At 33.0% G+C, this 25,625-nt stretch carries 42 protein-coding genes and 2 pseudogenes; 43 read left to right on the top strand and 1 reads right to left on the bottom strand.

All coding sequences use genetic code 11. The features are described from left to right. The first annotated feature begins 41 nt into the window (after positions 1-41). The 39 genes and pseudogenes from tuf to rpsI all read left to right on the top strand — a co-directional run bounded on the left by tuf (position 42) and on the right by rpsI (position 21,132). Positions 42-1,235, top strand: coding sequence for an elongation factor Tu (gene tuf, locus D4Z93_RS01300; protein ID WP_119969948.1), 1,194 nt, complete (start codon positions 42-44; stop codon positions 1,233-1,235). Positions 1,236-1,612: 377 nt separating this feature from the next. Then, complete coding sequence (gene rpsJ / locus D4Z93_RS01305; RefSeq protein WP_119969962.1) at positions 1,613-1,921, top strand: 30S ribosomal protein S10; 309 nt, start codon at positions 1,613-1,615, stop codon at positions 1,919-1,921. An 87-nt stretch (positions 1,922-2,008) separates the two neighbouring features. Beyond that, complete coding sequence (rplC, locus tag D4Z93_RS01310; protein ID WP_119969963.1) at positions 2,009-2,638, top strand: 50S ribosomal protein L3; 630 nt, start codon at positions 2,009-2,011, stop codon at positions 2,636-2,638. A gap of 26 nt (positions 2,639-2,664) precedes the next feature. Then, a complete protein-coding gene (gene rplD, locus D4Z93_RS01315) occupies positions 2,665-3,285 on the top strand; it encodes a 50S ribosomal protein L4 (protein WP_119969964.1) in 621 nt (206 codons plus the stop codon). Further along, positions 3,285-3,578 carry a 50S ribosomal protein L23 gene (rplW, locus tag D4Z93_RS01320; protein ID WP_119969965.1) on the top strand — a complete coding sequence of 98 codons (294 nt, stop codon included), beginning with the start codon at positions 3,285-3,287 and terminating at the stop codon, positions 3,576-3,578. Before rplD ends, rplW begins: the two co-directional genes overlap by 1 nt. A 58-nt stretch (positions 3,579-3,636) precedes the next feature. After that, a complete protein-coding gene (gene rplB / locus D4Z93_RS01325; protein ID WP_119969966.1) occupies positions 3,637-4,470 on the top strand; it encodes a 50S ribosomal protein L2 in 834 nt (277 codons plus the stop codon). 78 nt (positions 4,471-4,548) lie between these two features. Next, entirely contained in the window at positions 4,549-4,833 is a 285-nt protein-coding gene (gene rpsS / locus D4Z93_RS01330) for a 30S ribosomal protein S19 (RefSeq protein ID WP_119969967.1), read from the top strand. A gap of 22 nt (positions 4,834-4,855) precedes the next feature. After that, positions 4,856-5,191, top strand: a complete 336-nt coding sequence (gene rplV / locus D4Z93_RS01335; protein ID WP_119969968.1) for a 50S ribosomal protein L22 — start codon at positions 4,856-4,858, stop codon at positions 5,189-5,191. A gap of 17 nt (positions 5,192-5,208) precedes the next feature. Continuing rightward, positions 5,209-5,880, top strand: coding sequence for a 30S ribosomal protein S3 (gene rpsC, locus D4Z93_RS01340; protein ID WP_119969969.1), 672 nt, complete (start codon positions 5,209-5,211; stop codon positions 5,878-5,880). Between the two features lie 17 nt (positions 5,881-5,897). Beyond that, positions 5,898-6,341, top strand: coding sequence for a 50S ribosomal protein L16 (gene rplP / locus D4Z93_RS01345; RefSeq protein WP_119969970.1), 444 nt, complete (start codon positions 5,898-5,900; stop codon positions 6,339-6,341). Next, positions 6,331-6,543: a 50S ribosomal protein L29 gene (gene rpmC / locus D4Z93_RS01350; protein ID WP_119969971.1), complete on the top strand. Its 213-nt coding sequence runs from the start codon at positions 6,331-6,333 to the stop codon at positions 6,541-6,543. The genes rplP and rpmC overlap by 11 nt, the downstream gene beginning before the upstream one ends. Before the next feature lie 26 nt (positions 6,544-6,569). Next, positions 6,570-6,824, top strand: coding sequence for a 30S ribosomal protein S17 (gene rpsQ, locus D4Z93_RS01355; protein ID WP_119969972.1), 255 nt, complete (start codon positions 6,570-6,572; stop codon positions 6,822-6,824). A gap of 31 nt (positions 6,825-6,855) precedes the next feature. Continuing rightward, on the top strand, positions 6,856-7,224 hold the full coding sequence (rplN, locus tag D4Z93_RS01360) for a 50S ribosomal protein L14 (protein WP_119969973.1): 369 nt from the start codon (positions 6,856-6,858) through the stop codon (positions 7,222-7,224). A gap of 24 nt (positions 7,225-7,248) precedes the next feature. Further along, positions 7,249-7,566 carry a 50S ribosomal protein L24 gene (gene rplX / locus D4Z93_RS01365; protein ID WP_119974177.1) on the top strand — a complete coding sequence of 106 codons (318 nt, stop codon included), beginning with the start codon at positions 7,249-7,251 and terminating at the stop codon, positions 7,564-7,566. A 22-nt stretch (positions 7,567-7,588) separates the two neighbouring features. Continuing rightward, positions 7,589-8,134 carry a 50S ribosomal protein L5 gene (gene rplE / locus D4Z93_RS01370; protein ID WP_119969974.1) on the top strand — a complete coding sequence of 182 codons (546 nt, stop codon included), beginning with the start codon at positions 7,589-7,591 and terminating at the stop codon, positions 8,132-8,134. 12 nt (positions 8,135-8,146) lie between these two features. Next, a complete protein-coding gene (locus tag D4Z93_RS01375; RefSeq protein WP_119969975.1) occupies positions 8,147-8,332 on the top strand; it encodes a type Z 30S ribosomal protein S14 in 186 nt (61 codons plus the stop codon). Between the two features lie 30 nt (positions 8,333-8,362). Then, complete coding sequence (gene rpsH / locus D4Z93_RS01380; protein ID WP_119969976.1) at positions 8,363-8,761, top strand: 30S ribosomal protein S8; 399 nt, start codon at positions 8,363-8,365, stop codon at positions 8,759-8,761. Positions 8,762-8,786: 25 nt separating this feature from the next. Beyond that, positions 8,787-9,329, top strand: a complete 543-nt coding sequence (gene rplF, locus D4Z93_RS01385) for a 50S ribosomal protein L6 (protein WP_119969977.1) — start codon at positions 8,787-8,789, stop codon at positions 9,327-9,329. A gap of 20 nt (positions 9,330-9,349) precedes the next feature. Beyond that, positions 9,350-9,709: a 50S ribosomal protein L18 gene (rplR, locus tag D4Z93_RS01390; RefSeq protein WP_119969978.1), complete on the top strand. Its 360-nt coding sequence runs from the start codon at positions 9,350-9,352 to the stop codon at positions 9,707-9,709. A 17-nt stretch (positions 9,710-9,726) separates the two neighbouring features. Further along, positions 9,727-10,224 (top strand): 30S ribosomal protein S5, encoded by a 498-nt coding sequence (gene rpsE, locus D4Z93_RS01395; protein ID WP_119969979.1) that lies wholly within the window; start codon positions 9,727-9,729, stop codon positions 10,222-10,224. A 13-nt stretch (positions 10,225-10,237) separates the two neighbouring features. Then, positions 10,238-10,417, top strand: a complete 180-nt coding sequence (gene rpmD, locus D4Z93_RS01400) for a 50S ribosomal protein L30 (protein WP_119969980.1) — start codon at positions 10,238-10,240, stop codon at positions 10,415-10,417. 22 nt (positions 10,418-10,439) lie between these two features. Next, positions 10,440-10,880: a 50S ribosomal protein L15 gene (gene rplO, locus D4Z93_RS01405; protein ID WP_119974179.1), complete on the top strand. Its 441-nt coding sequence runs from the start codon at positions 10,440-10,442 to the stop codon at positions 10,878-10,880. After that, on the top strand, positions 10,881-12,167 hold the full coding sequence (secY, locus tag D4Z93_RS01410; RefSeq protein ID WP_119969981.1) for a preprotein translocase subunit SecY: 1,287 nt from the start codon (positions 10,881-10,883) through the stop codon (positions 12,165-12,167). A 21-nt stretch (positions 12,168-12,188) separates the two neighbouring features. Next, positions 12,189-12,839, top strand: coding sequence for an adenylate kinase (locus D4Z93_RS01415; RefSeq protein WP_119969982.1), 651 nt, complete (start codon positions 12,189-12,191; stop codon positions 12,837-12,839). Then, positions 12,839-13,158, top strand: a pseudogene (locus D4Z93_RS01420) (type I methionyl aminopeptidase); the annotation flags it as partial. The gene D4Z93_RS01415 and the pseudogene D4Z93_RS01420, both read left to right, overlap by 1 nt. A gap of 22 nt (positions 13,159-13,180) precedes the next feature. Then, positions 13,181-13,462, top strand: a complete 282-nt coding sequence (locus D4Z93_RS01425; RefSeq protein ID WP_162920227.1) for a KOW domain-containing RNA-binding protein — start codon at positions 13,181-13,183, stop codon at positions 13,460-13,462. Positions 13,463-13,469: 7 nt separating this feature from the next. Continuing rightward, a complete protein-coding gene (infA, locus tag D4Z93_RS01430; RefSeq protein WP_119969985.1) occupies positions 13,470-13,688 on the top strand; it encodes a translation initiation factor IF-1 in 219 nt (72 codons plus the stop codon). 16 nt (positions 13,689-13,704) lie between these two features. Then, the gene (rpmJ, locus tag D4Z93_RS01435; protein ID WP_021122033.1) at positions 13,705-13,818 is read left to right on the top strand and encodes a 50S ribosomal protein L36; all 114 of its coding nucleotides are present in this window, start codon (positions 13,705-13,707) and stop codon (positions 13,816-13,818) included. A gap of 123 nt (positions 13,819-13,941) precedes the next feature. After that, positions 13,942-14,313, top strand: a complete 372-nt coding sequence (gene rpsM, locus D4Z93_RS01440) for a 30S ribosomal protein S13 (RefSeq protein WP_119969986.1) — start codon at positions 13,942-13,944, stop codon at positions 14,311-14,313. A 23-nt stretch (positions 14,314-14,336) separates the two neighbouring features. Next, on the top strand, positions 14,337-14,735 hold the full coding sequence (gene rpsK, locus D4Z93_RS01445; RefSeq protein ID WP_119969987.1) for a 30S ribosomal protein S11: 399 nt from the start codon (positions 14,337-14,339) through the stop codon (positions 14,733-14,735). A gap of 19 nt (positions 14,736-14,754) precedes the next feature. Further along, the gene (gene rpsD / locus D4Z93_RS01450; RefSeq protein WP_119969988.1) at positions 14,755-15,375 is read left to right on the top strand and encodes a 30S ribosomal protein S4; all 621 of its coding nucleotides are present in this window, start codon (positions 14,755-14,757) and stop codon (positions 15,373-15,375) included. Positions 15,376-15,438: 63 nt separating this feature from the next. Beyond that, positions 15,439-16,386, top strand: a complete 948-nt coding sequence (locus D4Z93_RS01455; protein ID WP_119969989.1) for a DNA-directed RNA polymerase subunit alpha — start codon at positions 15,439-15,441, stop codon at positions 16,384-16,386. A 50-nt stretch (positions 16,387-16,436) separates the two neighbouring features. Further along, positions 16,437-16,778: a 50S ribosomal protein L17 gene (gene rplQ, locus D4Z93_RS01460; protein WP_119969990.1), complete on the top strand. Its 342-nt coding sequence runs from the start codon at positions 16,437-16,439 to the stop codon at positions 16,776-16,778. Between the two features lie 141 nt (positions 16,779-16,919). Further along, complete coding sequence (locus D4Z93_RS01465; RefSeq protein WP_119969991.1) at positions 16,920-17,765, top strand: energy-coupling factor transporter ATPase; 846 nt, start codon at positions 16,920-16,922, stop codon at positions 17,763-17,765. Continuing rightward, on the top strand, positions 17,750-18,619 hold the full coding sequence (locus D4Z93_RS01470) for an energy-coupling factor transporter ATPase (protein ID WP_119969992.1): 870 nt from the start codon (positions 17,750-17,752) through the stop codon (positions 18,617-18,619). The genes D4Z93_RS01465 and D4Z93_RS01470 overlap by 16 nt, the downstream gene beginning before the upstream one ends. Then, entirely contained in the window at positions 18,616-19,422 is an 807-nt protein-coding gene (locus D4Z93_RS01475; RefSeq protein WP_119969993.1) for an energy-coupling factor transporter transmembrane component T family protein, read from the top strand. The genes D4Z93_RS01470 and D4Z93_RS01475 overlap by 4 nt, the downstream gene beginning before the upstream one ends. Further along, positions 19,422-20,156 carry a tRNA pseudouridine(38-40) synthase TruA gene (gene truA, locus D4Z93_RS01480; RefSeq protein WP_119969994.1) on the top strand — a complete coding sequence of 245 codons (735 nt, stop codon included), beginning with the start codon at positions 19,422-19,424 and terminating at the stop codon, positions 20,154-20,156. Before D4Z93_RS01475 ends, truA begins: the two co-directional genes overlap by 1 nt. A gap of 121 nt (positions 20,157-20,277) precedes the next feature. Continuing rightward, positions 20,278-20,712, top strand: a complete 435-nt coding sequence (rplM, locus tag D4Z93_RS01485; RefSeq protein WP_119969995.1) for a 50S ribosomal protein L13 — start codon at positions 20,278-20,280, stop codon at positions 20,710-20,712. A 27-nt stretch (positions 20,713-20,739) separates the two neighbouring features. Beyond that, the gene (gene rpsI, locus D4Z93_RS01490) at positions 20,740-21,132 is read left to right on the top strand and encodes a 30S ribosomal protein S9 (protein ID WP_119969996.1); all 393 of its coding nucleotides are present in this window, start codon (positions 20,740-20,742) and stop codon (positions 21,130-21,132) included. A 125-nt stretch (positions 21,133-21,257) separates the two neighbouring features. Here rpsI and D4Z93_RS01495 read toward each other — a convergent pair whose 3' ends face one another. Then, a complete protein-coding gene (locus tag D4Z93_RS01495; RefSeq protein ID WP_162920228.1) occupies positions 21,258-21,791 on the bottom strand; it encodes a LexA family protein in 534 nt (177 codons plus the stop codon). 415 nt (positions 21,792-22,206) lie between these two features. Between D4Z93_RS01495 and D4Z93_RS01505 the strand changes: the two genes are divergently transcribed. The 4 genes and pseudogenes from D4Z93_RS01505 to D4Z93_RS01520 all read left to right on the top strand — a co-directional run bounded on the left by D4Z93_RS01505 (position 22,207) and on the right by D4Z93_RS01520 (position 25,473). Beyond that, the gene (locus tag D4Z93_RS01505) at positions 22,207-23,076 is read left to right on the top strand and encodes a HipA domain-containing protein (RefSeq protein ID WP_119969998.1); all 870 of its coding nucleotides are present in this window, start codon (positions 22,207-22,209) and stop codon (positions 23,074-23,076) included. Positions 23,077-23,093: 17 nt separating this feature from the next. Next, positions 23,094-23,807 (top strand): HIRAN domain-containing protein, encoded by a 714-nt coding sequence (locus tag D4Z93_RS01510; RefSeq protein WP_119969999.1) that lies wholly within the window; start codon positions 23,094-23,096, stop codon positions 23,805-23,807. A gap of 390 nt (positions 23,808-24,197) precedes the next feature. Then, positions 24,198-24,616: pseudogene (locus D4Z93_RS01515) on the top strand (YnfA family protein). Between the two features lie 98 nt (positions 24,617-24,714). Further along, positions 24,715-25,473, top strand: coding sequence for a sulfite exporter TauE/SafE family protein (locus tag D4Z93_RS01520; RefSeq protein ID WP_119970000.1), 759 nt, complete (start codon positions 24,715-24,717; stop codon positions 25,471-25,473). The last annotated feature ends 152 nt before the right edge of the window (positions 25,474-25,625 follow it).

The raw sequence follows: 25,625 nt of genomic DNA on the forward strand, positions 1-25,625 counted from the left end.
TAATTTATATATAACGATTAAGTTATTAGGGAGGAATAAAAATGTCAAAACAAAAATTTGAAAGAAATAAGCCACATGTAAACATAGGAACAATAGGACACGTAGACCACGGAAAGACAACATTAACAGCAGCAATAACAACAGTTTTATCAAAAGAGGGAAAAGCAGCAGCAACAAAATATGATGAAATAGATAAAGCACCGGAAGAAAAAGAGAGAGGAATAACAATCAATACAGCACATGTAGAGTATGAGACAGATAAAAGACATTATGCACATGTAGACTGCCCGGGACATGCTGACTATGTAAAGAACATGATAACAGGAGCAGCACAGATGGATGGAGCAATCCTTGTAGTAAGTGCAGCAGATGGACCGATGCCGCAGACAAGAGAGCATATATTGCTGGCATCAAGAGTTGGAGTTGACTATATAGTAGTATTTTTAAATAAAGCAGATCAGGTAGATGACCCGGAATTAATAGAATTAGTAGAGATGGAAGTAAGGGAATTATTGAACGAGTATAACTTTCCTGGAGATGACGTTCCAATAATAGTAGGAAGTGCGTTAAAGGTATTGGAGAATCCAGATGACCCGGAAGCAACGAAATGTATACATGAGTTAATGGATGCAATAGACAGCTATATACCGACACCACAGAGGGCAACAGATAAACCATTCTTAATGCCGGTAGAGGATGTAATGACAATAACAGGAAGAGGAACAGTAGCAACAGGAAGAGTAGAGAGCGGAATATTAAAAGTAGGAGACGAAGTAGAATTAGTAGGACTTAAAGAAGAAAAGACTAAGACGGTAGTAACAGGAGTAGAGATGTTCAGGAAGACATTAGACCAGGCAATGGCAGGGGATAATATAGGAGCATTGTTAAGAGGAATACAGAGAGATGATATAGAGAGAGGCCAGGTACTGGCAAAACCCGGTACAGTACATCCGCACAAGAAATTTGTAGGTCAGGTATATGTACTAAAGAAAGAAGAAGGCGGAAGACATACACCATTTTTTAATGGATACAGACCACAATTTTATTTCAGAACAACAGATGTAACAGGATCAATAAAATTACCGGAAGGAACAGAGATGGTAATGCCGGGAGATCACATCAATATGGATGTTGAATTAATAACACCGGTAGCAATGGATGAAGGATTAAGATTTGCAATAAGAGAAGGCGGAAGAACAGTAGGTTCAGGCGTCGTTACTACAATTGTTGAGTAATTGAAATTTAAAATTGATCTATATTTTACTCATTAGCTAGCAAAGAGTTTGTATTAGAAAAGGAAGGAGAAATCCTTCCTCTTTTTTAATAAGATATAATTTTGTTATTAAATTATTTATAAGAATAAAAATTACCTTGTCAAAAATAAAAAATTAGTGTATAATTAAGGAGTTGTAATGTGATAACAGCGATGAGGCAAGAGGTTGCCGGGCTTCCGGGTAATTCTTGGCTGAGTATGTTAAGGTCTTTGAACCTGACGACGGTTATGCTATAAATGAGCTTTTGTGGTTGTATTTATGAAACACCCGGAACAGTTTATAGAACCAATCCGCTGTTGTACGTAAGAAGCAAGCGTGCATGAAAAGGAGGGAATAATATGGCAAAACAAAAAATAAGGATAAGATTGAAGGCTTTTGATCATAATATCCTGGATCAATCTTCAGAAAAAATTGTAGAAACAGCAAAAACTACAGGAGCTAAGGTGGCAGGACCAGTTCCACTACCAACAGAAAAAGATATTGTTACAATATTAAGAGCTCCACACAAATATAAGGATTCAAGAGAACAGTTTGAAATAAGAACTCACAAAAGATTAATAGACATAATAAGTCCTTCACCAAAAACTGTTGATGCGCTTATGAGACTTGATTTACCAGCAGGCGTTGATATTGAAATAAAACTATAATTAAAGTTGTAATAGATATGATACTATTACTGACTATTATGATCATATGCATGTATGATCCGCTAATATGTTGAGGAGGTGTAAAGTATGAAAAAGGGAATACTAGGAAAAAAACTTGGTATGACACAAATATTTGATGAAAATGGAAAAGTAGTTCCAGTAACAGTAATTGAAGCAGGACCTTGTGTAGTGGTTCAAAAGAAAACTGTTGAAAAAGATGGTTATGATGCTGTGCAAGTTGCTTATGCAGATGTAAGGGAAAAACTTTTAAATAAACCTAAGAAAGGACACTTTACAAAAGCAGGTGTTGCTTTCAAGAAATTTATAAGAGAATTTAGGTTAGAAGATATAGAAGGCTATGAAATCGGCCAGGAGATAAAGGCAAATGTATTCGAAGTTGGAGAAAAAGTAGATGTATCTGGAGTTTCAAAAGGTAAGGGATTTCAGGGCACAATAAAGAGATGGAATGCACATAGAGGACCTATGTCTCATGGTTCTAAATTCCATAGAGCTGTTGGATCAATGGGAGCATCATCAGATCCATCAAGGACATTTAAAAGCAAGAGAATGCCAGGACATATGGGAAATGTTAATACGACAGTATTAAATCTACAAATTGCAAAAGTTATGCCGGAAAAAAATATTATCTTGATAAAAGGTGGAGTACCGGGACCTAATAAAGGATTTGTAGTAATAAGAAATACAGTTAAAGCCTAATAATTTGGTAGAAAGGAGGATGCAGAATGCCTACAGTAGGATTATTTAATAAAGAAGGTCAAAGAATTGGAGATGTTCAACTTTCAGATAAAGTATTTGGAGTTGAAGTTAATCAGTATGCACTACATCAAGTAGTTGTTGCATTACTTGCAAACAAAAGACAGGGAACTCAATCAGCTAAAACTAGATCAGAAGTGTCTGGAGGCGGAATCAAACCTTGGAGACAAAAAGGTACTGGTAGAGCAAGACAAGGATCAATAAGGGCACCACAATGGATTCATGGTGGCGTTGTTTTTGCTGCAAAACCAAGAGATTATAGAATCTCAGTTCCAAAATCAATGAGAAGGGTTGCGATGAAATCAGCTCTTACAAGTAAAGTACAGGATCAGGAATTAGTAGTTGTAGATATTTTGGAGTTAGAAGCCCCAAAGACAAAAGAAATGGTAAAGATGCTTGATGCATTTGATGCTAAAAAAACTTTAATAGTTACAAAGAATTCAAATGAAAATGTATATAAATCAGCAAGAAATATTAAAAATGTATCAGTATTACCAGTAAATAATTTAAATGTCTATGACCTATTAAAATATGATAAACTCGTAATTACTAAAGAAGCTGTATCACAGATTGAGGAGGTGTATGCATAATGAAATTAACAAATTATGATATCATAAGAAGACCAATCGTAACTGAAAAGAGTATGGCTTCAATGAATGATAAGAAATACACCTTTATAGTTGACATACATGCTAATAAATCTATGGTAAAAAGAGCGGTTGAGGATGTATTTGGAGTAAAAGTACAGGAAGTCAAGACTGCAAGATACATAGGTAAGAATAAAAGAGTAGGTGTACACTTCGGAAAGAGGCCAGACTATAAAAAAGCAATTGTAAGATTGACTAAAGATAGTAAAGGCATAGAATTCTTTGAAGGAATGTAACTAATAAAAAGCAGGGTATTGGTTAGAAGCCAGATAAGCTAAAAAAGGAGGGAATACCATGGCAATTAAAGGATTTAAACCTACAACCCCTTCAAGAAGACAGATGACAGTTAATACATTTGAGGAAATAACTACAAGTGTACCTGAAAAATCACTTCTTGTTGCATTAAAGAGAACGGGTGGTAGGAATGCAAATGGAAAAATAACTGTTCGTCATATAGGCGGCGGTGCAAAGCAAAAATATAGAATTATAGATTTTAAGAGAACAAAAGATGGAATACCTGCAAAAGTATCTACAATAGAATATGATCCAAATAGATCGGCTTACATAGCACTTGTAGTATATACTGATGGAGAAAAGAGATATATTATTGCTCCAAATGGTTTGAAAGTTGGAGACGTTATAGTATCGGGACCAGATGCGGATATAAAAATAGGAAATTGTCTTCCAATAAAAAATATACCGGTTGGTACAATAATTCACAATATAGAATTATCAATTGGAAAAGGAGCTCAACTTGTTAGATCAGCGGGAAGCTCAGCACAACTTATGGCTAAAGAGGGAAATTATGCTACATTAAGATTACCAAGTGGAGAAATGAGATATGTTAGAATCGAATGCAGAGCAACTATTGGAACTGTTTCAAATCTAACACATGAGATTGTTAATCTTGGTAAGGCAGGAAGAAAGAGACATTTAGGAGTTAGACCTACAGTTAGAGGTTCTGTCATGAACCCTAATGACCATCCACATGGTGGTGGTGAAGGTAAGTCACCTGTTGGACACCCAGGACCACTTACTCCATGGGGTAAACCAGCACTCGGATACAAAACTAGAAAGCATAAGAAGTATTCAGATCGATTCATTATTAAGAGAAGAAATACTAAGTAGAGATAAATAGTATGAAGAGAATTTTTGATTCTCTTCACTTAACTATTAATTACATTGTTTGAAGGGAGGCCAACATAATTGAGTAGATCAGTAAAAAAAGGACCTTTTGTCCATGAAGGACTTTTAAAGAAAATAAATGAAATGAATAAAAGTGGCCAGAAAAAAGTTATAAAAACTTGGTCAAGAAGTTCAACTATATTCCCACAGATGATAGGTCATACAATTGCAGTACATGATGGAAGGAAGCATGTTCCTGTATATATATCAGAGGATATGGTAGGACATAAATTAGGAGAATTCGTTTTAACTAGAACATTCAGAGGACACGCAGGTAAAACTGAAAAAACATCTTCTGTAAAATAACCTAGGAAGGAGGTAATATACGATGGAAGCTAAGGCTATAGCTAAATATGTAAGAATGTCCTCAATGAAAGTAGGGATTGTTCTTGATTTGATAAGAAATAAAGATGTAAATGAAGCTTTTGCTATATTAAAATATACTCCCAAAACTGCGGCTGAGGTAGTAAATAAAGTATTAAAATCAGCTGTTGCGAATGCAGAGAATAATTTAAACTTAGATGTAAATAAATTGTATGTTGCTGAGGCATATGCTTGCCAAGGTCCAACATTGAAAAGATTTAGACCACATGCTCAAGGCAGGGCTTTTAGAATAAAAAAGAGAAGTAGTCATATAACATTAGTTGTTAAGGAAAGAGATTAAAAAAAGGAGGGAATTTGATGGGACAGAAAGTACATCCACATGGTCTAAGAGTTGGAGTAATAAAAGACTGGGATGCTAAATGGTATGCAAACGGTAAAAAATTTGCAGATAATTTAGTAGAAGACAATAAGATTAGAAAATTTGTAAAGGCTAAGACTTCTGCAGCTGGAGTTTCAAGAATACAAATTGAAAGAGCTGCAAAAAGAATTAAGTTAAATATATTTACTGCAAAACCTGGTATGATTATCGGAAAAGGTGGCCAGGGAATTAATGCACTTAAATCAAGCCTTCAGAAGTTAATAGGTAACAGAAACATATTAATAAATATTGTGGAAGTTAAGAGTGCAGAAGCAGATGCTCAGCTTATGGCTGAAAATATAGCAAGACAGCTGGAGAAGAGAATTTCATTCAGAAGAGCAATGAAACAAACAATTCAAAGAGCAATGAAGCACGGAATTAAAGGAGTTAAAACTTCTTGTTCAGGAAGACTTGGAGGAGCAGAAATTGCAAGGACTGAACAATATCATGAAGGAACAATTCCATTACAGACATTAAGAGCGGATATCGATTACGGATTCGATGAAGCAAATACTACCTATGGAAAAATAGGAGTTAAAGTATGGATTTATAAAGGAGAAATTCTTCCTACTAAAAAAGTTGTACAGAATAAGGAAGAGATTGAAGCGTAGAAAGGAGGAACAGCGTAATGTTAATGCCTAAGAGAGTAAAACATCGTAAGGTTCAACGTGGTAGGATGAAGGGCAAAGCTACAAGAGGCAATTTTATAGCATATGGTGATTTTGCACTTCAAGCTACAGAATGTGGATGGATTACTAATAATCAGATAGAAGCGGCCAGAATAGCTATAAATAGATATGTTAAAAGGGGAGGAAAACTTTGGATAAAGATTTTCCCGGATAAGCCAGTAACTGAAAAACCTGCTGAAACTCGTATGGGTTCTGGTAAGGGTTCACCAGAGTATTGGGTATCAGTTGTAAAACCAGGAAGAGTTCTGTTCGAAATAGCAGGTGTTAGTGAAGTTGTTGCAAGAGAAGCAATGAGACTTGCATCACATAAATTACCTATAAAGACTAAGTTTATAACTAAGAAAGATTTTGAAGAAATGGGTGGTGAAACCAATGAAGGCTAAAGAATTGCAAGAATTAAAACAAAGCAGCCCTCAGGATTTACAAGCGAAGTTAGGTGATCTTAAATCAGAATTATTTAATTTAAGATTTCAATTAGCTACAGGCCAATTGGAAAACCCAATGAGAATAAAAGAAGTTAAAAAATCCATAGCCCAAATTAAGACCATCCTCAGAGAAGAAGAGTTAAGGGCATTTGAACAGTAGTTTTCAGTTTGAAAGGAGGTTATCTTGTGGAAAGAGGTAATAGAAAGACAAGGATAGGAAGAGTTGTATCTGATAAAATGGATAAGACTATAGTAGTTGCTGTTGAAACAAAAGTACGTCATCCTCTATATGGAAAAACAGTTAATAAAACTACTAAGTTTAAGACTCATGATGAAAAAAATGAAGCAAAAATTAATGATAGAGTTTTAATAATGGAAACTAGACCGTTATCTAAAGATAAAAGATGGAGACTTGTAGAAATCGTCGAAAAAGCTAAATAGTTCGAAAAAGCTGAAAGGAGGATAATACACTATGATTCAGCAGCAGACGGTATTAAAGGTTGCAGATAATTCTGGTGCTAAGGAAATTATGTGCATAAGAGTATTAGGTGGTTCCAAAAGGAAATGGGGAAACATTGGTGATATAATAGTTGCTAGTGTTAAAGGTGCAACACCAGGCGGTGTTGTTAAAAAAGGTGAAGTTGTTAAAGCAGTTATAGTAAGATCTGTTAAAGGTGTAAGAAGAACGGACGGTTCATATATAAGATTTGATGAAAATGCAGCTGTTATAATAAAAGATGACAAACAGCCAAGAGGAACTCGTATCTTTGGACCAGTAGCAAGAGAGCTAAGGGATAAGGATTTTACAAAAATATTATCGTTAGCACCTGAAGTTTTATAGAATAAGGAGGTGGCCATAATGGCAATAGCGAAGTTACATGTAAGAAAAAAAGATAAAGTAATGGTTATTTCTGGTAAAGATAAAGGAAAAATAGGCGAAGTTCTCAGCGTTATTCCTAAATCAGGTAAAGTTGTTGTTAAAGATGTTAACATAGTGTCAAAACATCAAAAACCTAACAAAGCCAACATGCAGGGTGGAATAATAAAAAGAGAAGCTCCTATTTATAGTTCGAAAGTAATGTTATACTGTGACAAATGTAAGTCTGTTACAAGAATAAGCCATAAAATTTTAGAAGATGGAAGCAAAGTTAGAGTATGTAAAAAGTGCGGAGAAACATTCTAATCTTTGAAAGGAGGGCAAGTCAATGATGGTAAGATTACAAGAGAAGTATGATAAAGAAATAATCCCAGCTATGATGAGTAAGTTTGAATATAAAAACGTAATGGAAGTACCAAAATTGGAAAAAATAGTTATAAATATGGGCGTTAGTGAAGCTAAAGAAAATGTAAGAGTTTTAGAAGCTGCTGCATCAGATTTAGCCACAATAACAGGACAAAAACCAATTTTAACTAGAGCAAAAAAATCAGTTGCTAATTTTAAGATAAGACAAAATATGCCAATAGGCTGTAAAGTTACATTAAGAAGACAGAAAATGTATGAATTTGCGGATAAATTAATGAATGTTGCCTTACCAAGAGTAAGAGATTTCTCAGGAGTTTCGGATAAATCTTTTGATGGAAGAGGAAACTATTCATTAGGAATTAAAGAACAATTAATATTCCCTGAAATTGAATATGATAAGATTGATAAAGTAAGAGGTATGGATATAATATTTGTTACTACTGCAAAGACTGATGAAGAGGCAAAGGAATTATTAAAATTCCTGGGAATGCCATTCACTCATAAATAAGGAGGGAAAATTGTGGCACGTAAGGCTTTAATAGAAAAGTGGAAAAAAGAACCGAAATATTCAACTAGAGCTTATACAAGATGCAGAATATGTGGAAGACCGCACTCTGTATTAAAAAAATATGGTATATGCCGTATTTGTTTTAGAGAACTTGCATATAAAGGTGAGATACCTGGATGCAAAAAAGCTAGTTGGTAGAACAGATTGTTATGAAAGGAGGCACAATAAATGGTAATGACTGATCCGATTGCAGATTTACTAACACGTATAAGAAATGCAAATGTAGTTAAACATGAGACTGTGGAGATACCTTCTTCCAATATAAAGAAGGCTATTTTAAATATAATGCTTCAAGAAGGATATATAAAAAATTTAGAGGAATATAAAGATGGCTGTGTTAACATGGTAAGACTTTCAATGAAATATGGTCATGGTAATGAGAGAGTTATAACTGGTCTTAAGAGAATATCAAAACCAGGATTAAGAGTTTATTGCAGAAAAGAAGAGATTCCTAGAGTATTAAATGGTTTAGGAATAGCCATAATATCTACTTCAAGAGGAATTGTTACAGATAGAGAAGCAAGAAAATTAGGAGTAGGCGGAGAAGTACTTTGTTACATATGGTAGATAACAAAAAGCAGGAGGTGTAATTATGTCAAGAATAGGAAAACTTCCTATAGCTATACCAAATGGCGTAACTGTAGCAGTAACACCAGACAACGTTGTTACTGTTAAAGGATCCAAAGGTCAACTTGAAAAGGCTATGAGCAAAGAAATAAAAATAGCTGTTGAGGACAATTCAGTAGTAGTTACAAGAGATAATGATGAAAAAAGTGTAAGAGCACTTCATGGATTAACAAGATCATTAATAAATAATATGGTAATTGGAGTAACTGAAGGATACCAAAAAACTTTAGAATTAGTTGGAGTAGGTTATAGAGCACAGATGCAGGGCAAAAAATTAGTTATGAACCTCGGATATTCACATCCAATTGAAATTAAAGAAGTAGCTGGTATAACATACACGACTCCAAACACTACTACAGTTGTTGTAAGTGGTATAGATAAGGAATTAGTTGGTGCTGTTGCAGCAGATATAAGGACTTGGAGAAAACCAGAACCTTATAAAGGAAAAGGAATTAAGTATGCAGGAGAATTTATAAAACGTAAAGAAGGTAAAACTGGTAAGAAATAATAGAAGGGAGTGTGTACTCTATGTTTAATAAACAGGATAAAAATAAAACTAGAGTAAGACGTCATCTAAGAGTTCGTAAAAAGATCTTTGGAACAACAGAGAGACCAAGGCTTTCAATTTACAGAAGTGATAAGAACATATATGCTCAGATTATAGATGATATAAATGGAGTAACTTTAGTTTCTGCTTCAACTGTGGAAAAAGATTTTACTGATAAAGGGAATAATAAAGAAGCTGCAAAAAAGGTTGGAGAAAGTATTGCAAAAAAAGCTTTAGAAAAAGGAATTAAAGAAGTAGTCTTTGATAGAGGCGGATACTTATATCACGGTAGAGTACAAAGCCTTGCGGAAGGTGCAAGAGAGAGCGGTTTACAATTCTAAAAGAAGGAGGGAAATAAATGAGAATAGATCCTAGCACTTTAAATCTTAAAGAAAAAGTTCTATTTATAAACAGAGTTGCTAAGGTTGTTAAAGGTGGTAGAAATTTCAGATTTAGTGCCCTTGTAGTTGTTGGAGACGAAAACGGACATATTGGGGTAGGAACTGGTAAATCTATTGAAATACCTGAGGCAATTAGAAAAGCAGTAGATGATGCAAAAAAGAAATTAATAGAAGTTCCAATAGTAGGTACAACTGTACCACATGATATAGAAGGTTGTTTTGGTACTGGAAAAGTACTTATAAAGAAATCTGTAGAAGGTACTGGAGTTATAGCAGGAGGTCCTGCTAGATCTGTACTTGAGCTTGCAGGTTTGAAAGATGTCAGAGCTAAATCTTTGGGTTCTAATAATCCAAGAAATATGGTAAATGCTACTCTAAACGGTTTGTCTAGATTAAGAACAGCTGATCAAGTTGCCAGCTTGAGAGGGAAAACCGTTGAAGAGATTTTAGGTTAGGGAGGAATGAACCTTGGCTAAAATTAAAATAACTTTGTCCAAAAGCTTAATAGGAAGAAAAAAAGATCATATTGCTACTGTTAATGCTTTAGGATTAAAGAAAATAGGAAAAACAGTTGAACATGAGGATACTCCTCAAATCAGAGGTATGATAAATAAAGTTAGCTATCTTTTAAATGTAGAAGAAGCATAAGTAGAGGAGGTGTATGATAGAGATGAAACTTCATGAATTAAAACCAGCAGCTGGATCAAGAAAAGCACCAAAAAGGATAGGAAGAGGTACTGGTTCAGGATTAGGAAGAAATGCTGGTAAAGGTGAAAAAGGACAGAAGGCTAGATCCGGCGGTGGTGTAAGATTAGGTTTTGAAGGAGGCCAAATGCCTTTATTTAGAAGGCTTCCTAAGAGAGGATTTAAAAATCCATTTACTAAAGAATTTTCGGTCATAAATATTGATAGATTGAATGTATTTGATGAAGGTACAGAAGTAACACCAGAGTTATTATTATCAAAGGGTATCGTAAATAAATCCAAAAATGGTGTTAAAATACTTGGAAACGGTGAAATTGAAAAAAAACTAACAGTTAAGGCAGCAAAATTTTCAAAGTCGGCTGTAGAAAAAATTGAAGCAGCTGGAGGAAAAGTTGAGGTGATATAGGTGCTATCAACTTTGCGTAATACATGGAAAGTTCCTGAATTAAGAAAGAGAATAGTATTTACATTACTTATGATAGCAATTTTCAGGATGGGAAATTTTATTCCTGTTCCTGGAATTGATACTTCAAAGATTGCAAATTTAACTAAGAGTGGATCTTTATTTGGATTTTATGATTTGATATCAGGTGGTGCATTTAGTAGATTTAGCATATTTGCAATGGGAGTAGTTCCATTTATCAATTCTTCTATTATATTTCAATTGCTTCAGGTCGCTATTCCAAGATTGGAACAGTTATCTAAAGAGGGAGAAGAAGGAAGAAAGAAGATGCAGGAGTATACAAGATATGCTTCAGTACCACTGGGAGTAATTCAGGCATTTAGTACATATGTTATAATAAGTAAATATAATGCCCTCCAAAATCCATCAAGTAAGTTAAATATATTTATCATAATACTTACATTAACTACTGCTTCAACTTTCTTGATGTGGTTAGGTGATAGAATAACAGACAAAGGAATAGGAAATGGTGTTTCACTTTTAATTTTCTTTAACATTATTTCTAGATTTCCATCTACGCTTTATCAGTTAGTACAATTACAAAATGCAGAAACTGTTGATTTCATACAATTAATATTATTCATTGTAGCTGTGGTTGCATTACTTATATTAGTTGTAATTACCAGCTTATCTGAGAGAAGGATACCTGTTCAATATGCAGGAAAGATGGCAAGTGGTGGTAGATTGTATAAAGGTCAGTCCACCAATATACCAATAAATGTAAATGGAGCAGCTGTTATTGGAATAATATTTGCAATTTCAGTTATGCAGTTTCCAATCACAATTGGTATGTTTTGGCCAGATTCAGCTTTCTATAAGTTTGTGACTACAAGTCCATTCAGCCCGTTTAAAGAGAGCACTTGGCAGTATGCAATACTATACTTTGTGTTGACTATATTCTTTACGTGGTTTTATACAGAGGTAACATTTAAACCTGATGAGATGGCAGAGAATATGCATAAGTCTTCAGGGTTTATACCTGGCATAAGACCAGGAGAACCTACTGCAAACTATATAGAAAGTGTTCTTGCTAAGGTTTCAATAATAGGTGGAGCTTTTGCGGGTGTAATAGCTATAGCGCCTATATTGGCAGCGACGTATACCAATTTTAAGGATATATACTTTGGTGGAACTGGACTTCTTATCATAGTGAATGTTGCACTTGAAACTATGAGGCAACTAGAATCTCAATTGGTAATGCGTCATTATCATGGATTCTTGAAGAGTTAATATTTATTGGAGATGATGCAATTGAAAATGGTTTTGTTGGGTCCTCCAGGAGCTGGAAAAGGCACACAAGCAAAATTAATTAGCGAAAAGTATTCTATACCGCATATATCTACAGGCGATATTTTTAGAAAAAATATTTCTGAAAAAACTAAACTTGGTATTGAGGCAAAGAAATATATGGATAATGGTCAGTTAGTACCAGATAAAGTTACTATAGATATAGTTAAGGATAGATTAACAGAAGATGATTGTAAAGAAGGATTCCTACTAGATGGTTTTCCAAGAACAGTTAAACAGGCAGAAGCACTAGATGAATTTTTAAATAGTGCTGATGGTAAAATAGATGCAGCATTGCTTATAGATGTTGCAGAAGAGTTTATTTTAGAGAGAATGACGGGAAGAAGAGTTTGCTCATCTTGTGGAGCAAGTTATCATATAAAGTTTAATCCTTCTAAAATAGATGGAAAATGTGATCTTTGCAATGGTGATTTGATACAAAGAAAAGATGATACAGAAGCAACTGTTAAGGAAAGATTGGATGTTTACAGTAAACAAACTCAACCGCTTATTAATTATTACAAAAATCAAAATGTACTGCTTAAAATAGAAGGAACAAAAGAAATAAGTGAAGTATTTGATGAGATATGTAATTCATTAAAGGCGATTAAGTAATGATAATACTTAAAGATGATAATGAGATAGAATTTATGAGGCATGCAGGTAAGGTTGTTGCTGATACCCTACTTAAATTAGAAGAGGTAGTAAAACCTGGAATAACGACTGCGAAATTGGATAAAATAGCAGAAGAGTATATTAAAAATCAGGGAATAAACCATCTTTTAAAGGTTATCTTAAATGGTTATCAAAGAGATGCAGCAAGAACTTTTCCTGTAGGTAATATTACAAAAAAGGCACAAAAGCTTATAGATGTAACTAAACAGAGTTTTTTGAAAGTGCCAAAATGGCTATTGCCGGTAATAAACTAACTGAAAATTAATAGGAGTGATATTTTGGTGAAAAGTAATAGCTGTTTGGGAAAAGTAGTTTATTCAAAGGCAGGTCGTGATTCTAACAGATTTTTTATAATAGTTGGTATTTTAGATAGCAACTATGTCTATATATGCGATGGAGATCTTAGACTTATAGAAAATCCTAAGAAGAAAAAGATTAAACATTTAACATTTACAAATTCAACTGCAGAAGATATAAAAGATTTGTTACTATCGGGAAAGAAGATCAGCAATGCTATGATAAGAAAATTTTTGCAGTCTTACGACAACAATAAGGAGGTTTGATTACCTTATGTCAAAAGATGATGTTATAGAAATGCAGGGTACTGTTTTAGAGGCATTACCTAATGCAATGTTTGAAGTTAAGTTAGAGAGTGGACATAAAATATTAGCGCATATATCAGGTAAACTAAGAATGAACTTTATAAGAATTCTTCCTGGCGATAAAGTTACTGTGGAATTATCTCCATATGATTTGACAAGAGGAAGAATAACTTGGAGAGCAAAGTAAATAAGGAGGGTTAGCTATGAAAGTAAGACCATCAGTTAAGCCTATGTGTGAAAAATGTAAAGTTATAAAAAGAAAAGGAAGAGTAATGGTTATCTGTGAAAATCCTAAACATAAACAAAAGCAAGGTTAATTTTATAGAGTTTCTAGTGCGGCTGAAATAGAGCTCTAATACTGCTCTATTAGCTGGAAACTTTATATATAAATAAATTTAATTAATCCTTACCAATTAGATACTCAGGAGGTGTAAATTTTAATGGCAAGAATAGCAGGTATTGACCTACCAAAAGAAAAAAGAATAGAAATAGGTCTGACATATATATATGGCATAGGATTATCGACTTCTCACAAGATTCTCAAAGAAACTGGAGTTAATCCTGATACAAGAGTTAAGGATTTGACTGAGGGAGAAGTTAATACATTAAGAGATTATGTAACTAAAAACATAATAGTTGAAGGTGACTTAAGAAGAGAAACAGCTCTTAACATAAAGAGATTAATAGAGATAGGTTGTTATAGAGGAATAAGACATAGAAGAGGTCTTCCGGTAAGAGGACAAAAAACAAAGACAAATGCAAGAACAAGAAAAGGTCCTAAGAAAATGATAGGAGCTAAAAAGAGAAAGTAATATTGGTATAAGGAGGGAAAAAGATGGCAGCTGGATCAAAGACTAAAAAGACAAGAAGAAGAAAAGAAAGAAAAAATGTTGAACATGGATGTGCACATATAAGATCAACTTTTAACAATTCAATTGTTACTATTACAGATGCATTTGGAAATACATTATCATGGGCTAGCGCAGGTGGATTAGGATTTAGAGGATCAAGAAAAAGTACTCCATTTGCAGCACAAATGGCCGCTGAAACATCAGCAAAAGCAGCAATGGAACATGGTTTAAAGAGCGTAGAGGTGTATGTTAAAGGACCAGGAGCAGGTAGAGAAGCTGCGATTAGGTCATTACAAGCTGCTGGATTAGAAGTTACATTGATAAAAGATGTTACTCCTATACCACATAATGGCTGCAGACCACCAAAGAGAAGAAGAGTCTAGTTAAGGAGGTGTAAGATTAATGGCAAGATATACTGGATCAGTATGTAGACTTTGTAGAAGAGAAGGTTTAAAGCTATTTCTAAAAGGAGATAGATGTTATACAGATAAATGTGCATTTACAAGAAGAGGATATGCACCAGGACAGCACGGACAAAGCAGAAAGAAAATATCTAACTATGGTGTTCAATTAAGAGAAAAGCAAAAAGCTAGAAGAATATACGGAATACTTGAAGGACAATTTAGAAATTACTATGAAAGAGCTGAGAAGCTCAGAGGTATAACAGGTGAAAACTTGTTAAGATTATTGGAAATGAGACTTGATAATGTAGCATTTAGATTGGGATTTGGAAATTCAAGAAGTGAGGCAAGACAATTAGTAACTCACGGGCATTTCCTCGTAAATGGTAAGAAAGTAGATATTCCTTCTTATCAGGTAACTGTTAATGATGTTATAACTGTTAGAGAAAAAAGCAGATCAGTAGAAAAATTCAAGACATTTGCAGAAAATCCAAAGACTTTACCAGCATGGTTAGAGGGAAGTTCAGAAAACTTTGAAGGAAAGGTTCTTAGAGATCCTTCAAGAGAAGATGTAGATGTTCCTGTTAATGAAACATTAATAGTAGAATTCTATAGTAAATAATAGTTAGTATAGAATCAGTTGCCCTCAAAATATTAATAAATCAATTAGAGGAGGGTTATATTCATGTTAGAAATAGAAAAGCCCAAAATAGAATGTGTAGAAACTAGTGAAGATGGCACTTATGGTAAATTTGTAGTTGAACCGTTAGAAAGAGGCTATGGTATTACTCTCGGTAATGCATTGAGGAGAATTCTTCTTTCCTCGTTGCCTGGAGTTGCTGCTAATAATATCAAGATAGATGGAGTACTTCATGAATTCTCTACAGTTCATGGAGTAAAAGAGGATGTTGCTGAGTTAATATTGAATATCAAATGTCTGGCTTTAAAGATGGCAGATGATGGTCCTAAAACTATATATATAGATGAACAGGGGCCTGGTGAGGTTACTGCAGGAGATATAAAAACAGATGGATCTGTTGAAATAATTAATAAGGATTTACATATAGCCACTTTGGATGACGATAGTAGATTGTATATGGAAATTCAGGTTAATACAGGTAGGGGTTATGTTACTCAAAATAAGAATAAGTCAGAAGATATGCCTATAGGAACTATAGCTGTAGATTCGATATATACTCCTATTAAAAGAGTTAACTTTGTTGTAGATAATACAAGGGTTGGCCAAATCACTGATTATGATAAGTTATCTCTTGAGGTATGGACTAATGGTACAATAATGCCAGATGAGGCTATAAGTCTATCAGCTAAGATTTTAATAGAACATTTTAAGCTGTTCATGACTTTAACAGATCATGCTAACAATGTTGAAATAATGGTGGAAAAAGAAGAAGATAAAAAAGAGAAAGTCTTAGAAATGACTATTGAAGAACTTGATCTTTCTGTTAGAAGTTATAACTGCTTGAAAAGAGCTGGTATAAATACTGTTCAGGAGTTAACAGAGAGAACTATGGATGATATGATGAAGGTTAGAAACCTTGGAAAGAAATCCTTGGAAGAAGTTCAACAAAAGCTTGAAGTATTGGATTTATCACTAAAACAGAGTGAGGAATAAGTACTGCAGGCAATGCTTAAAGAATTGTAGTGATAAGGAGGTATAGAGAGATGGCAAGACAACGTAAATTAGGTCGTCCGACTGATCAGAGAAAAGCAATGCTTAGAAATCTCGTTACTAGTTTTCTAAAGCATGGGAAAATACAAACAACTCAAACTAGAGCAATAGAAACAAAAAATTTAGCTGAAAAAATGATCACTCTTGCAAAAAGAGGAGATCTTCATGCTAGAAGACAGGTTCTTTCTTTCATAACTGAAGAAGAAGTTGTTAAAAATCTATTTAATGATGTAGCTGCTAAGTATGCTGAAAGAAATGGTGGATATACTAGAATGTATAAAATGGGACCAAGAAGAGGCGACGCTGCAGAATTAGTTATACTAGAGTTAGTATAAGATTTAGGGATTAAGTAAACTAGCTTAATCCCTGTTTTTATTAATATTAATAAGATGATGTATATACTATTTTGTATATACATTATTCATATATAGAGTTATACTATTATAAACTTTATATTAATTTAGTGGGGTGTTTCTATGGATGAAAATATGATAACATGTAGAGATCTATCATATGAGTATCAAGGTAGTAGTGAAAATAAGATTAAACTAGCACTAGAAAATATTACTCTTGAAGTAAAAAAAGGTGAATTTTTAGTTATCCTAGGTAGAAATGGATCAGGAAAATCAACTGTGGCGAAACTCATGAATGCACTCTTGACTCCATCATCCGGGAAAATGTATATAGATGGTTTAGATACATCGAAAGAAGAAAATGTATGGAAGGTTAGAAATAAAGCCGGTATGGTTTTTCAAAATCCAGATAATCAGATAGTTGCAACAATAGTTGAGGAAGATGTAGCTTTTGGACCTGAAAACTTAGGAGTCCCATCGGAAGAAATTAGAAAAAGGGTAGATCAGTCACTAAAAAGGGTTAATATGTATGAATATAGAAGACATGCACCACATCTTTTATCTGGTGGACAAAAGCAGAGGGTTGCAATAGCTGGAGTATTAGCTATGATGCCTGAATGTATAATATTTGATGAATCGACAGCAATGTTAGATCCATCTGGTAGAAAAGAAGTAATGAATACTATAAAAGATCTCAACAAAAATTATGGTATAACTATTATATTCATAACTCATTATATGGAGGAAGCGGCTGAGGCCGATAGAATAATAGTTATAGATGAGGGAAAATTAGCACTGGAAGGTTCCCCTAGGACAGTATTTAGTCAAGTAGAGAAGATGAAGTCTTTGGGACTTGATGTACCTCAAGTTACAGAATTATCATATGAACTGAGGAGAAATGGTGTTAATTTAAGTAAAGATATATTAACTATAGATGAGATGGTGAATGAATTATGTCAATTAAGATAGAAAATTTGACTCATATATACATGAAAGGGTCACCCTTTGAGAAAAAAGCACTTGATAATGTAAATATAACTATAAATGATGGGGAATTTGTTGCGTTAATAGGGCATACTGGTTCTGGAAAATCTACATTGATTCAACATATAAATGGACTTTTAAAACCTTATTCCGGGAAAATAATAATAGATGATACGGATATAACTCAAAAAAATGTAAATCTCAACTTTATTAGAAAAAAAGTGGGACTTGTATTCCAATATCCTGAATATCAGCTTTTTGAAGAGACTGTTGAAAAAGACATTGCTTTTGGTCCAAATAACTTGGGACTAAGTAATGATGAGATAAACGTAAGAGTAAAAAGGGCTATGGATATGGTAGGACTTAATTATGAAAAATATAAAAGTAAGTCACCATTTGACTTAAGTGGTGGACAAAAGCGTAGGGTAGCTATAGCTGGTGTAGTTGCTATGGAGCCAAAGATTCTTATTTTAGATGAACCTACTGCAGGACTTGATCCAAAAGGAAGAGATGATATTTTAGGACAAATAAAAAAACTTCATAAAGAATACAATATGACTATCATATTGGTATCACATAGTATGGAGGATGTTGCTAAGCTGGCAGATAGAATACTTGTTATGGATAAAGGGACCTGTATACTTGATGGAACACCTTCAAAGGTATTCAAAGAAATTGATACATTAGAAAGCGTTGGTCTTGCTGTGCCGCAAGTGACGTATCTTGCAAGAAAACTTAAGGGTAAGGGCTTCGATGTATCAGATAATATATTTACTGTAGAACAGGCAAAGAATGAGATATTAAGGATATTAAAAAATGATGGGAGAGCTAAAAAATGATCAAAGATATTACAATAGGCCAGTACATACCGGGCAATTCTTTTATTCATAAACTAGATCCAAGAGTTAAAATATTAATATCTTTAGTTTATATAGTTGATCTGTTTTTAGTAAATAACTTCAAAGGATATGCATTCATAGTGTTATTTACATTTATAACTATATACATATCTAAAGTACCTATTAGTTATATTTACAAAGGATTAAAGCCTGTATTTATTTTGGTTTTGATAACTGCATTACTGAATTTATTCATGACTGGAGGAACCGGTACCCCTTTATATCACTGGAAATTTATATCTATATATAAAGAAGGAGTGGTACTTGCAGTATTTATGGTTTTAAGGCTTGTATTCCTCATAATTGGAACATCACTTTTAACACTTACTACATCGCCAATTGAGCTCACGGATGGAATAGAGAAATTGCTCAGTCCATTTAAAAAAATAGGAATACCAGCACATGAACTTGCAATGATGATGACAATTGCACTCAGATTTATACCAACTTTAATGGATGAAACAGATAAAATAATGAAGGCCCAGATGGCAAGAGGGGCTGATTTTGAGTCTGGAAATCTTGCTCATAGAGCTAAAAGTTTGATACCCATACTTGTACCACTTTTTATAAGCTCTTTCAGAAGGGCAGATGAACTTGCTATGGCTATGGAGGCAAGGTGTTATAGAGGTGGAGAAGGCAGAACGAGGATGAAACAACTAAAGCTCTCAAATAGGGATTTCTCTGCATCATTTTGTGTTTTTGTGTTAGTGTTTATTTCTATATGGAGCAGGATGTGGAAGTAATGAGGAATATAAAACTTACACTCGAATATGATGGAACAAATTATGCGGGATGGCAGAGACAGACAAATGCAGTTACTGTAGAGCAAAAAGTAGAAGAAGCTATAGAAAAACTCACCGGGAATCATTGTGAAGTAATAGGATCAAGTAGAACGGATTCTGGAGTACATGCCAGGGCATATGTGTGTAACTTTTTTACAGATAGTGCCATACCGGAGAATAAGCTAAAGGGAGCAATAAATAATTTTTTGCCAGAAGATATAGTTGCACGGGAATGCGAAGAAGTTTCACTTGATTTTCATGCCAGATTTTGCAGTAAGGGTAAGAGGTATATATACACAGTCTTTAATGGAAGACAAAGACCTGTCATTTTAAGAAATTATACCTATTATTATCATAGAGAACTCAATATAGAAAATATGAAGAAAGCAGCTAAATATCTGGTTGGAACATATGACTTTTCTGCATTTAAAAATAAAGGAAGTAAACCAAGAAACTCAATTAGAACTGTAACTGAGGTAGGTATAGTTAAAAAAGGAGACTTTGTAATATTTACGGTAACAGGTAATGCATTTCTATACAATATGGTAAGGATAATAGTTGGAACACTTTTGGATGTTGGATGTGGAAGATTTGAGGTTGATTATATCAAGTATATACTTGACTCTAAAGACAGAAGTAAAGCCGGTAAATCGGCGCCGGCTGCAGGGCTTTTATTAGATGAAGTTTTTTATTGACACGCCCGGCAGATTGTATTATAATATATAATGTTTGTATCTTAAGTATGTAAGATCCACTAGCCCCGGGTCTTTAAGATAGAAGTAGTATTTCTTATAGAATAATTAGGGAGGTAAAATGATGAAATCATACATAGCAAAACCGCAAGAAATTGAAAGAAAATGGTATGTTATTGATGCTGCTGGAAAGCCACTAGGAAGAGTAGCAAGCCAGGTTGCTTCAATATTAAGAGGAAAAAATAAACCTATATTCACACCACACGTTGATACAGGAGATTTCGTTATAATAATTAACGCAGAAAAAGTTGTTTTAACAGGAAAGAAATTAGATCAGAAGATGTTAAGACATCACTCATTATATCCAGGTGGATTAAAGGAGACCCCTTATAGAGAGGCTTTAGCTAAGAAACCTGAATTTGTATTTAAAGAAGCAGTTAGAAGAATGCTTCCAGATGGAGTATTAGGAAGACAGATGCTTAAGAAACTAAAAGTATATAAAGGTGCTGAGCATGCTAATGAAGCTCAGAAACCAGAAGTTTTAGAATTAAGATATTAGAAGAGTGAGCTGGAAGGAGGATAAATAATGGCTAAAGTACAATATTTTGGAACAGGAAGAAGAAAAAATTCGGTAGCTAGAGTAAGACTTGTACCTGGTGAAGGTAAAGTAACAATAAATAAAAGAGATATTCAAGATTATTTTGGATTGGAAACTTTAAGGGTTGTAGTAAATCAACCTTTAGTATTAACTGAAACTAAGAGTAAATATGATGTTTTAGTAAATGTTCATGGCGGTGGATTCACTGGTCAGGCAGGAGCTATTAGACACGGTATATCAAGAGCTCTTTTAAAGGTTGATCAAAATTTAAAACCAGAGCTTAAAAAAGCAGGATTCTTAACAAGAGACCCAAGAATGAAAGAAAGAAAGAAATACGGTCTTAAGAAAGCAAGAAGAGCTCCACAATTTTCCAAAAGATAATATTTGGATTTTTAAAAACCTCGCAGGCATTGAGTTTGTGGGGTTTTGTTTTATATGGAGATTTATGAAAATGCATTGTTTTTTATTTATAAGTAACAAGTAAGTGACATACAAGTAACAAATTATTATATTAATTCTATGGCTTTTCTAAGCTCTTCAATATCCTTGTGTGTGTAAATTTTCTCTGTTGTAGTAAAACTGTTATGACCTATAAGCTTTTTGATTGATGTTGGATTTGCATCAGCATTATTCATAAGTGTTGCAAAGGTATGTCTACAGTCATGAGGTTTATGTTTCATATTCAATAAAAGTTCATTATGACTTTCTATGAAATTGGAAGGTAAGGGAAAAGTTTCTTTTATATTTTCTGGGGATAAAATAGAATTAATATCGTCAATGTTATTAATAACAGATATATCTATCATTTCTTTTCTATTTGAAGAATTTTTTATAATTTCTATAGATCTAGAACTAATAGGGTTTCTCTTTATAGATCCATTCTTTTCTAGTCTTTTTAAATGAGCATATACAGTGGCTGTTGAAGTTAGTCCTACAGTTTTACAAATTTCTCTAATAGTAGGTGGATATCCTTTAGTGCCAATTTGACTTTTTATAAATTCATAAATTTCTTTTTGTTTTATACTTTTTAGTGTTTTCATAAAGTTATTCTCCATAAATCACTTAGTGTGGATTATATCACATTATAAAAAATATGGCAAACTTATGTTCGCAAATATTTCCTATATGCTAATATCATAAAAGATATAGAAGAGAATTAATAAAATTGATTCAGGATAACACTATGGATTATTTTTTAAAGGTTGTTGAGTATCTTGGAATAAGTAAATAGAGGTTATCTGATATGAATAGGCAAGGTAAACTCGTAGCGGTAAAAAAGGGAATATATCTAAAAGTAGATGTTGAGAAAAGAAAGTTAGAACAAAATGACCTTAGGAAGAAGTATTATAAAAGATGAGACTACTTTATTTATTTTGTTATTGATAGAATAAAAGCAAAAAAATATAATATAGTATGGTATAATTAGAGTTAAGAATTAAAAAGAGGATAATTTTTATGTATAAGAATTTTGACGAATGGGACGTATATGAAGGACTTGATGCTGGAAGTGGACGAAGTGAGAAACAATGGTTAATAAATAGGAAAGGTGATAATCAAATAGGTCTATTTAAGTTTCCTAAAAGCGAATATACGACAGAACATTTTTCGGAAAAGATTGCTGCAGATATAGCAAGTATAATCAATTTTCCATGTGCCAAAATTGATTTGGGAACTTATAATGGTAGAGAAGGAGTAATGAGTTATCGAATCAATTCAGATAGAGAGCCTTTAATTGAAGGTGTGTCATTGATAATAAAATTATACAATCAATATGATGTTAATAAATTGTTTGATTGTAAGTCTAATGAATATTATTCATTGGATATGATAATGAAATCATTACAAGAGTTTAAACTAGAAAAGGAATTTTTAAAAATTCCGATATTTGATTTTTTGATAGGAAATTCTGATAGACATCAGAATAATTGGGCAATAATTAAAAGTGATACTGGTGTTAAAATAAGTCCTTTATATGATAATGGATCTTCTCTCTGTTGTTATGAGAATGAAGAAAATTTACAGGGATGTATTAAAGATACATTAAAATTTAAATCTATAGTAGATACAAAGTCGAAGTCTATGATAAGAATAGATAAGTATAAGAAGAAAAAACCTACTCATTTACAAGTTATACAATATATAAGAAATGAGTATTATAGAGATACTATCGATTTTGTAGTAGATATAAATAGATTATTTACATATAATAAATTAGATGATTTAATGAATACATATGACGGATATATTAGTAATAATAGAATAAAACTCATAAAGAATTTTTTGAAATATAAATTAAAAGAATTAACACAAGTATATAATTTGTGAAGGGAGGAGGAGAAAGAATGACGGTGAAGAATGACAGAGATTATTTGTATGTAATTTGGAAAGATCCTGAGAGTAGAAGACAGTATGTTATTGGAGAACTAAGTGAAGATAAAAGTGGTAAGTATGAATTTTGTTATTGTCATGAAATTGATGATGCTAGAGAGAATGGGTTTGAGTTATTGATATCTTTTGATGATGTTAGTAAGAGATATATTAGCAATAGATTATTTCCTCCGTTTGCAAGTAGATTGCCAGATAGAAAGAGAAAAGATATTGGCAATATTTTGAGGAAGTATAGTATGACAGAATATGATGAATATAGTCTTTTAAAAAGAAGTGGTGGGGCATTGCCAATAGATAATATAAAATTTATTGAACCGATTCTTCAAATTCCAAAGGATGGATTAGAAAAAACATTTTGTATAGCAGGTGTAAGACATTGGGCTTCTTGTGGTGGTGAAGAATGTTTTAAGTTTAATAATGTGCATGAAAATGACGATTTGAGACTTGAATTGGAGCCAGCTAATGTACATGATAAGTATGCTGTAAAAGTAATGGATAATAGTATATTAATAGGGTATATCCCAAGATATTATAGTAAAGAATTAAGTTATTTGATTAATAGCGGTTTTAGTTATAAGTGTGTGATTAGCAAAGTTCAAAAAAATCATGAATGCGATGAGTGTATACAAGTTTCCTTGAAAATTCAAAGAGAAAAGATTTACGCATAGAATACAAATAAAAAACTCCAATTGATTAAACCGGAGTCTTTTATTTTATATTTGATGTGTAGGTTTATATATTGGACTTTTTTAATGCTTATATAAATATATGTATAATTAACATACAATAAACAAAATTGCTTTAAACCATTGAATTTTCAGTGGTTCAAATTCTTCAAAAGGTAATATTTGGATTTTTAAAAACCTCGCAGGCATTGAGTTTGTGGGGTTTTGTTTTATATAGGATTTGATTCAAAGTTATAATGGTTTGTACTAAAAGCAGCTAAATCAGAATAAGGTTCAGAAGTGAGTTGTTATTTTTGATTTGTTTAATTAAAGTATGCTAATATTAAAGCAGCGAAATAAGTACTTATTTTAAAATAAAGGGAGAAGTTACTATTGGCAATAATTAAATCAATATTTTATTTTATATTAGCTGGAATATTTGAAATAGGTGGAGGGTACCTTGTGTGGTTATGGCTGCGGGATGGTAAAAGTATATTGTTTGGCTTAGTAGGCGCTATAAGTTTAATAATTTATGGAGTAATACCAACATTACAACCTCCAAGATCCAATTTTGGAAGAGTGTATGCAGCTTAGGAGGTATTTTTATAGTTCTTTCAATCTTATGGGGATGGAAAATAGATAATAAAGATGAGGAAAGATTTGATGGAATTGTTAAGTCCTATGAATTTATTGCTGATTATGAAGGCTGGAAGGATATAGGAGAGTTGATTATTCCTGGTGTAAGTAATAAAGGTGACATTAAAAATACCAATGCATTAGAAAGAGCAAGAAAATTAGGATTAAACTTGTAAAATCCCTATATAAAATTTTAAATTGATAATATAATAAATATTGCATGTGATAAAGTATTTTATTGAAGTTTACAACTTGTAAGAAAGGTGTCTTGATTTTGGCTATACAAATTATATTTACTATGCTTTTAGTTGGTACGCTGCTTGGATTTGTAGGGGCAGGTGGTTCAGGATTTATAATATCTGTACTTACCATAATATTTGGATTTCCTATACATACAGCACTTGGTACGGCTCTTGCTGCAATGATATTTTCTTCAATATCAGGAACTGTAAGTCATTACAGAGAAAATGATATACTAGTGAAAGTGGGAATTGCGACAGGTATATTTGGAGCAGTTGGTGCCTGGATAAGTTCTAACTGTTCAACTTTTATATCACCCAATAGTTTGAGATGGATGACTTCCGGTATGCTTTACTTGTCAGCACTCATATTATGGATTAGGATGGTTATTATTTCAAGGCGGGGAGAAAGCATGCACTACGACAACCTTCCAGAAGGAGCTAAGTTTTGGATTTACTGTGCTTTAATAGGTTTTGTATGCGGTGCAATATCCGGCATATTTGGAATAGGCTCAGCTGCCTTCATACAAATAGGGTTCTTGTTTATAATGGGTATGTCTATAAGAAAATCCGCAGGAACAACAATGCTTGTAATAATACCTATAGCGCTTGCAGGAGGAGCCGGATACTATCATCTTGGGTATCTTGATATAAAACTTCTTTTCGAGGTAGTTGCGGGAACTATGATAGGCACATACATAGGAGCGAAATTTACAAAACGGGCTCCGGAACCAATTTTAAAATTTGCAATGGTAATGGTTCCTGTAATGGCAGCTACAATACTTTTACTTTAATATAAAATTAAAATATAGGATTAAAAGTTTTGGAGAAATCCAGGACTTTTTTTATATGAAAAAATATTTAATGAAGGTGCTTAATAAATGACATAAGTGTATTGGTAAAAAAGAGGATAAATTCCTTTCATTTTTTTATTAAAAATTAGTTT

The sequence above is a fragment of the Clostridium fermenticellae genome (assembly GCF_003600355.1).
GTDB lineage: Bacteria > Bacillota > Clostridia > Clostridiales > Clostridiaceae > Clostridium_AV > Clostridium_AV fermenticellae.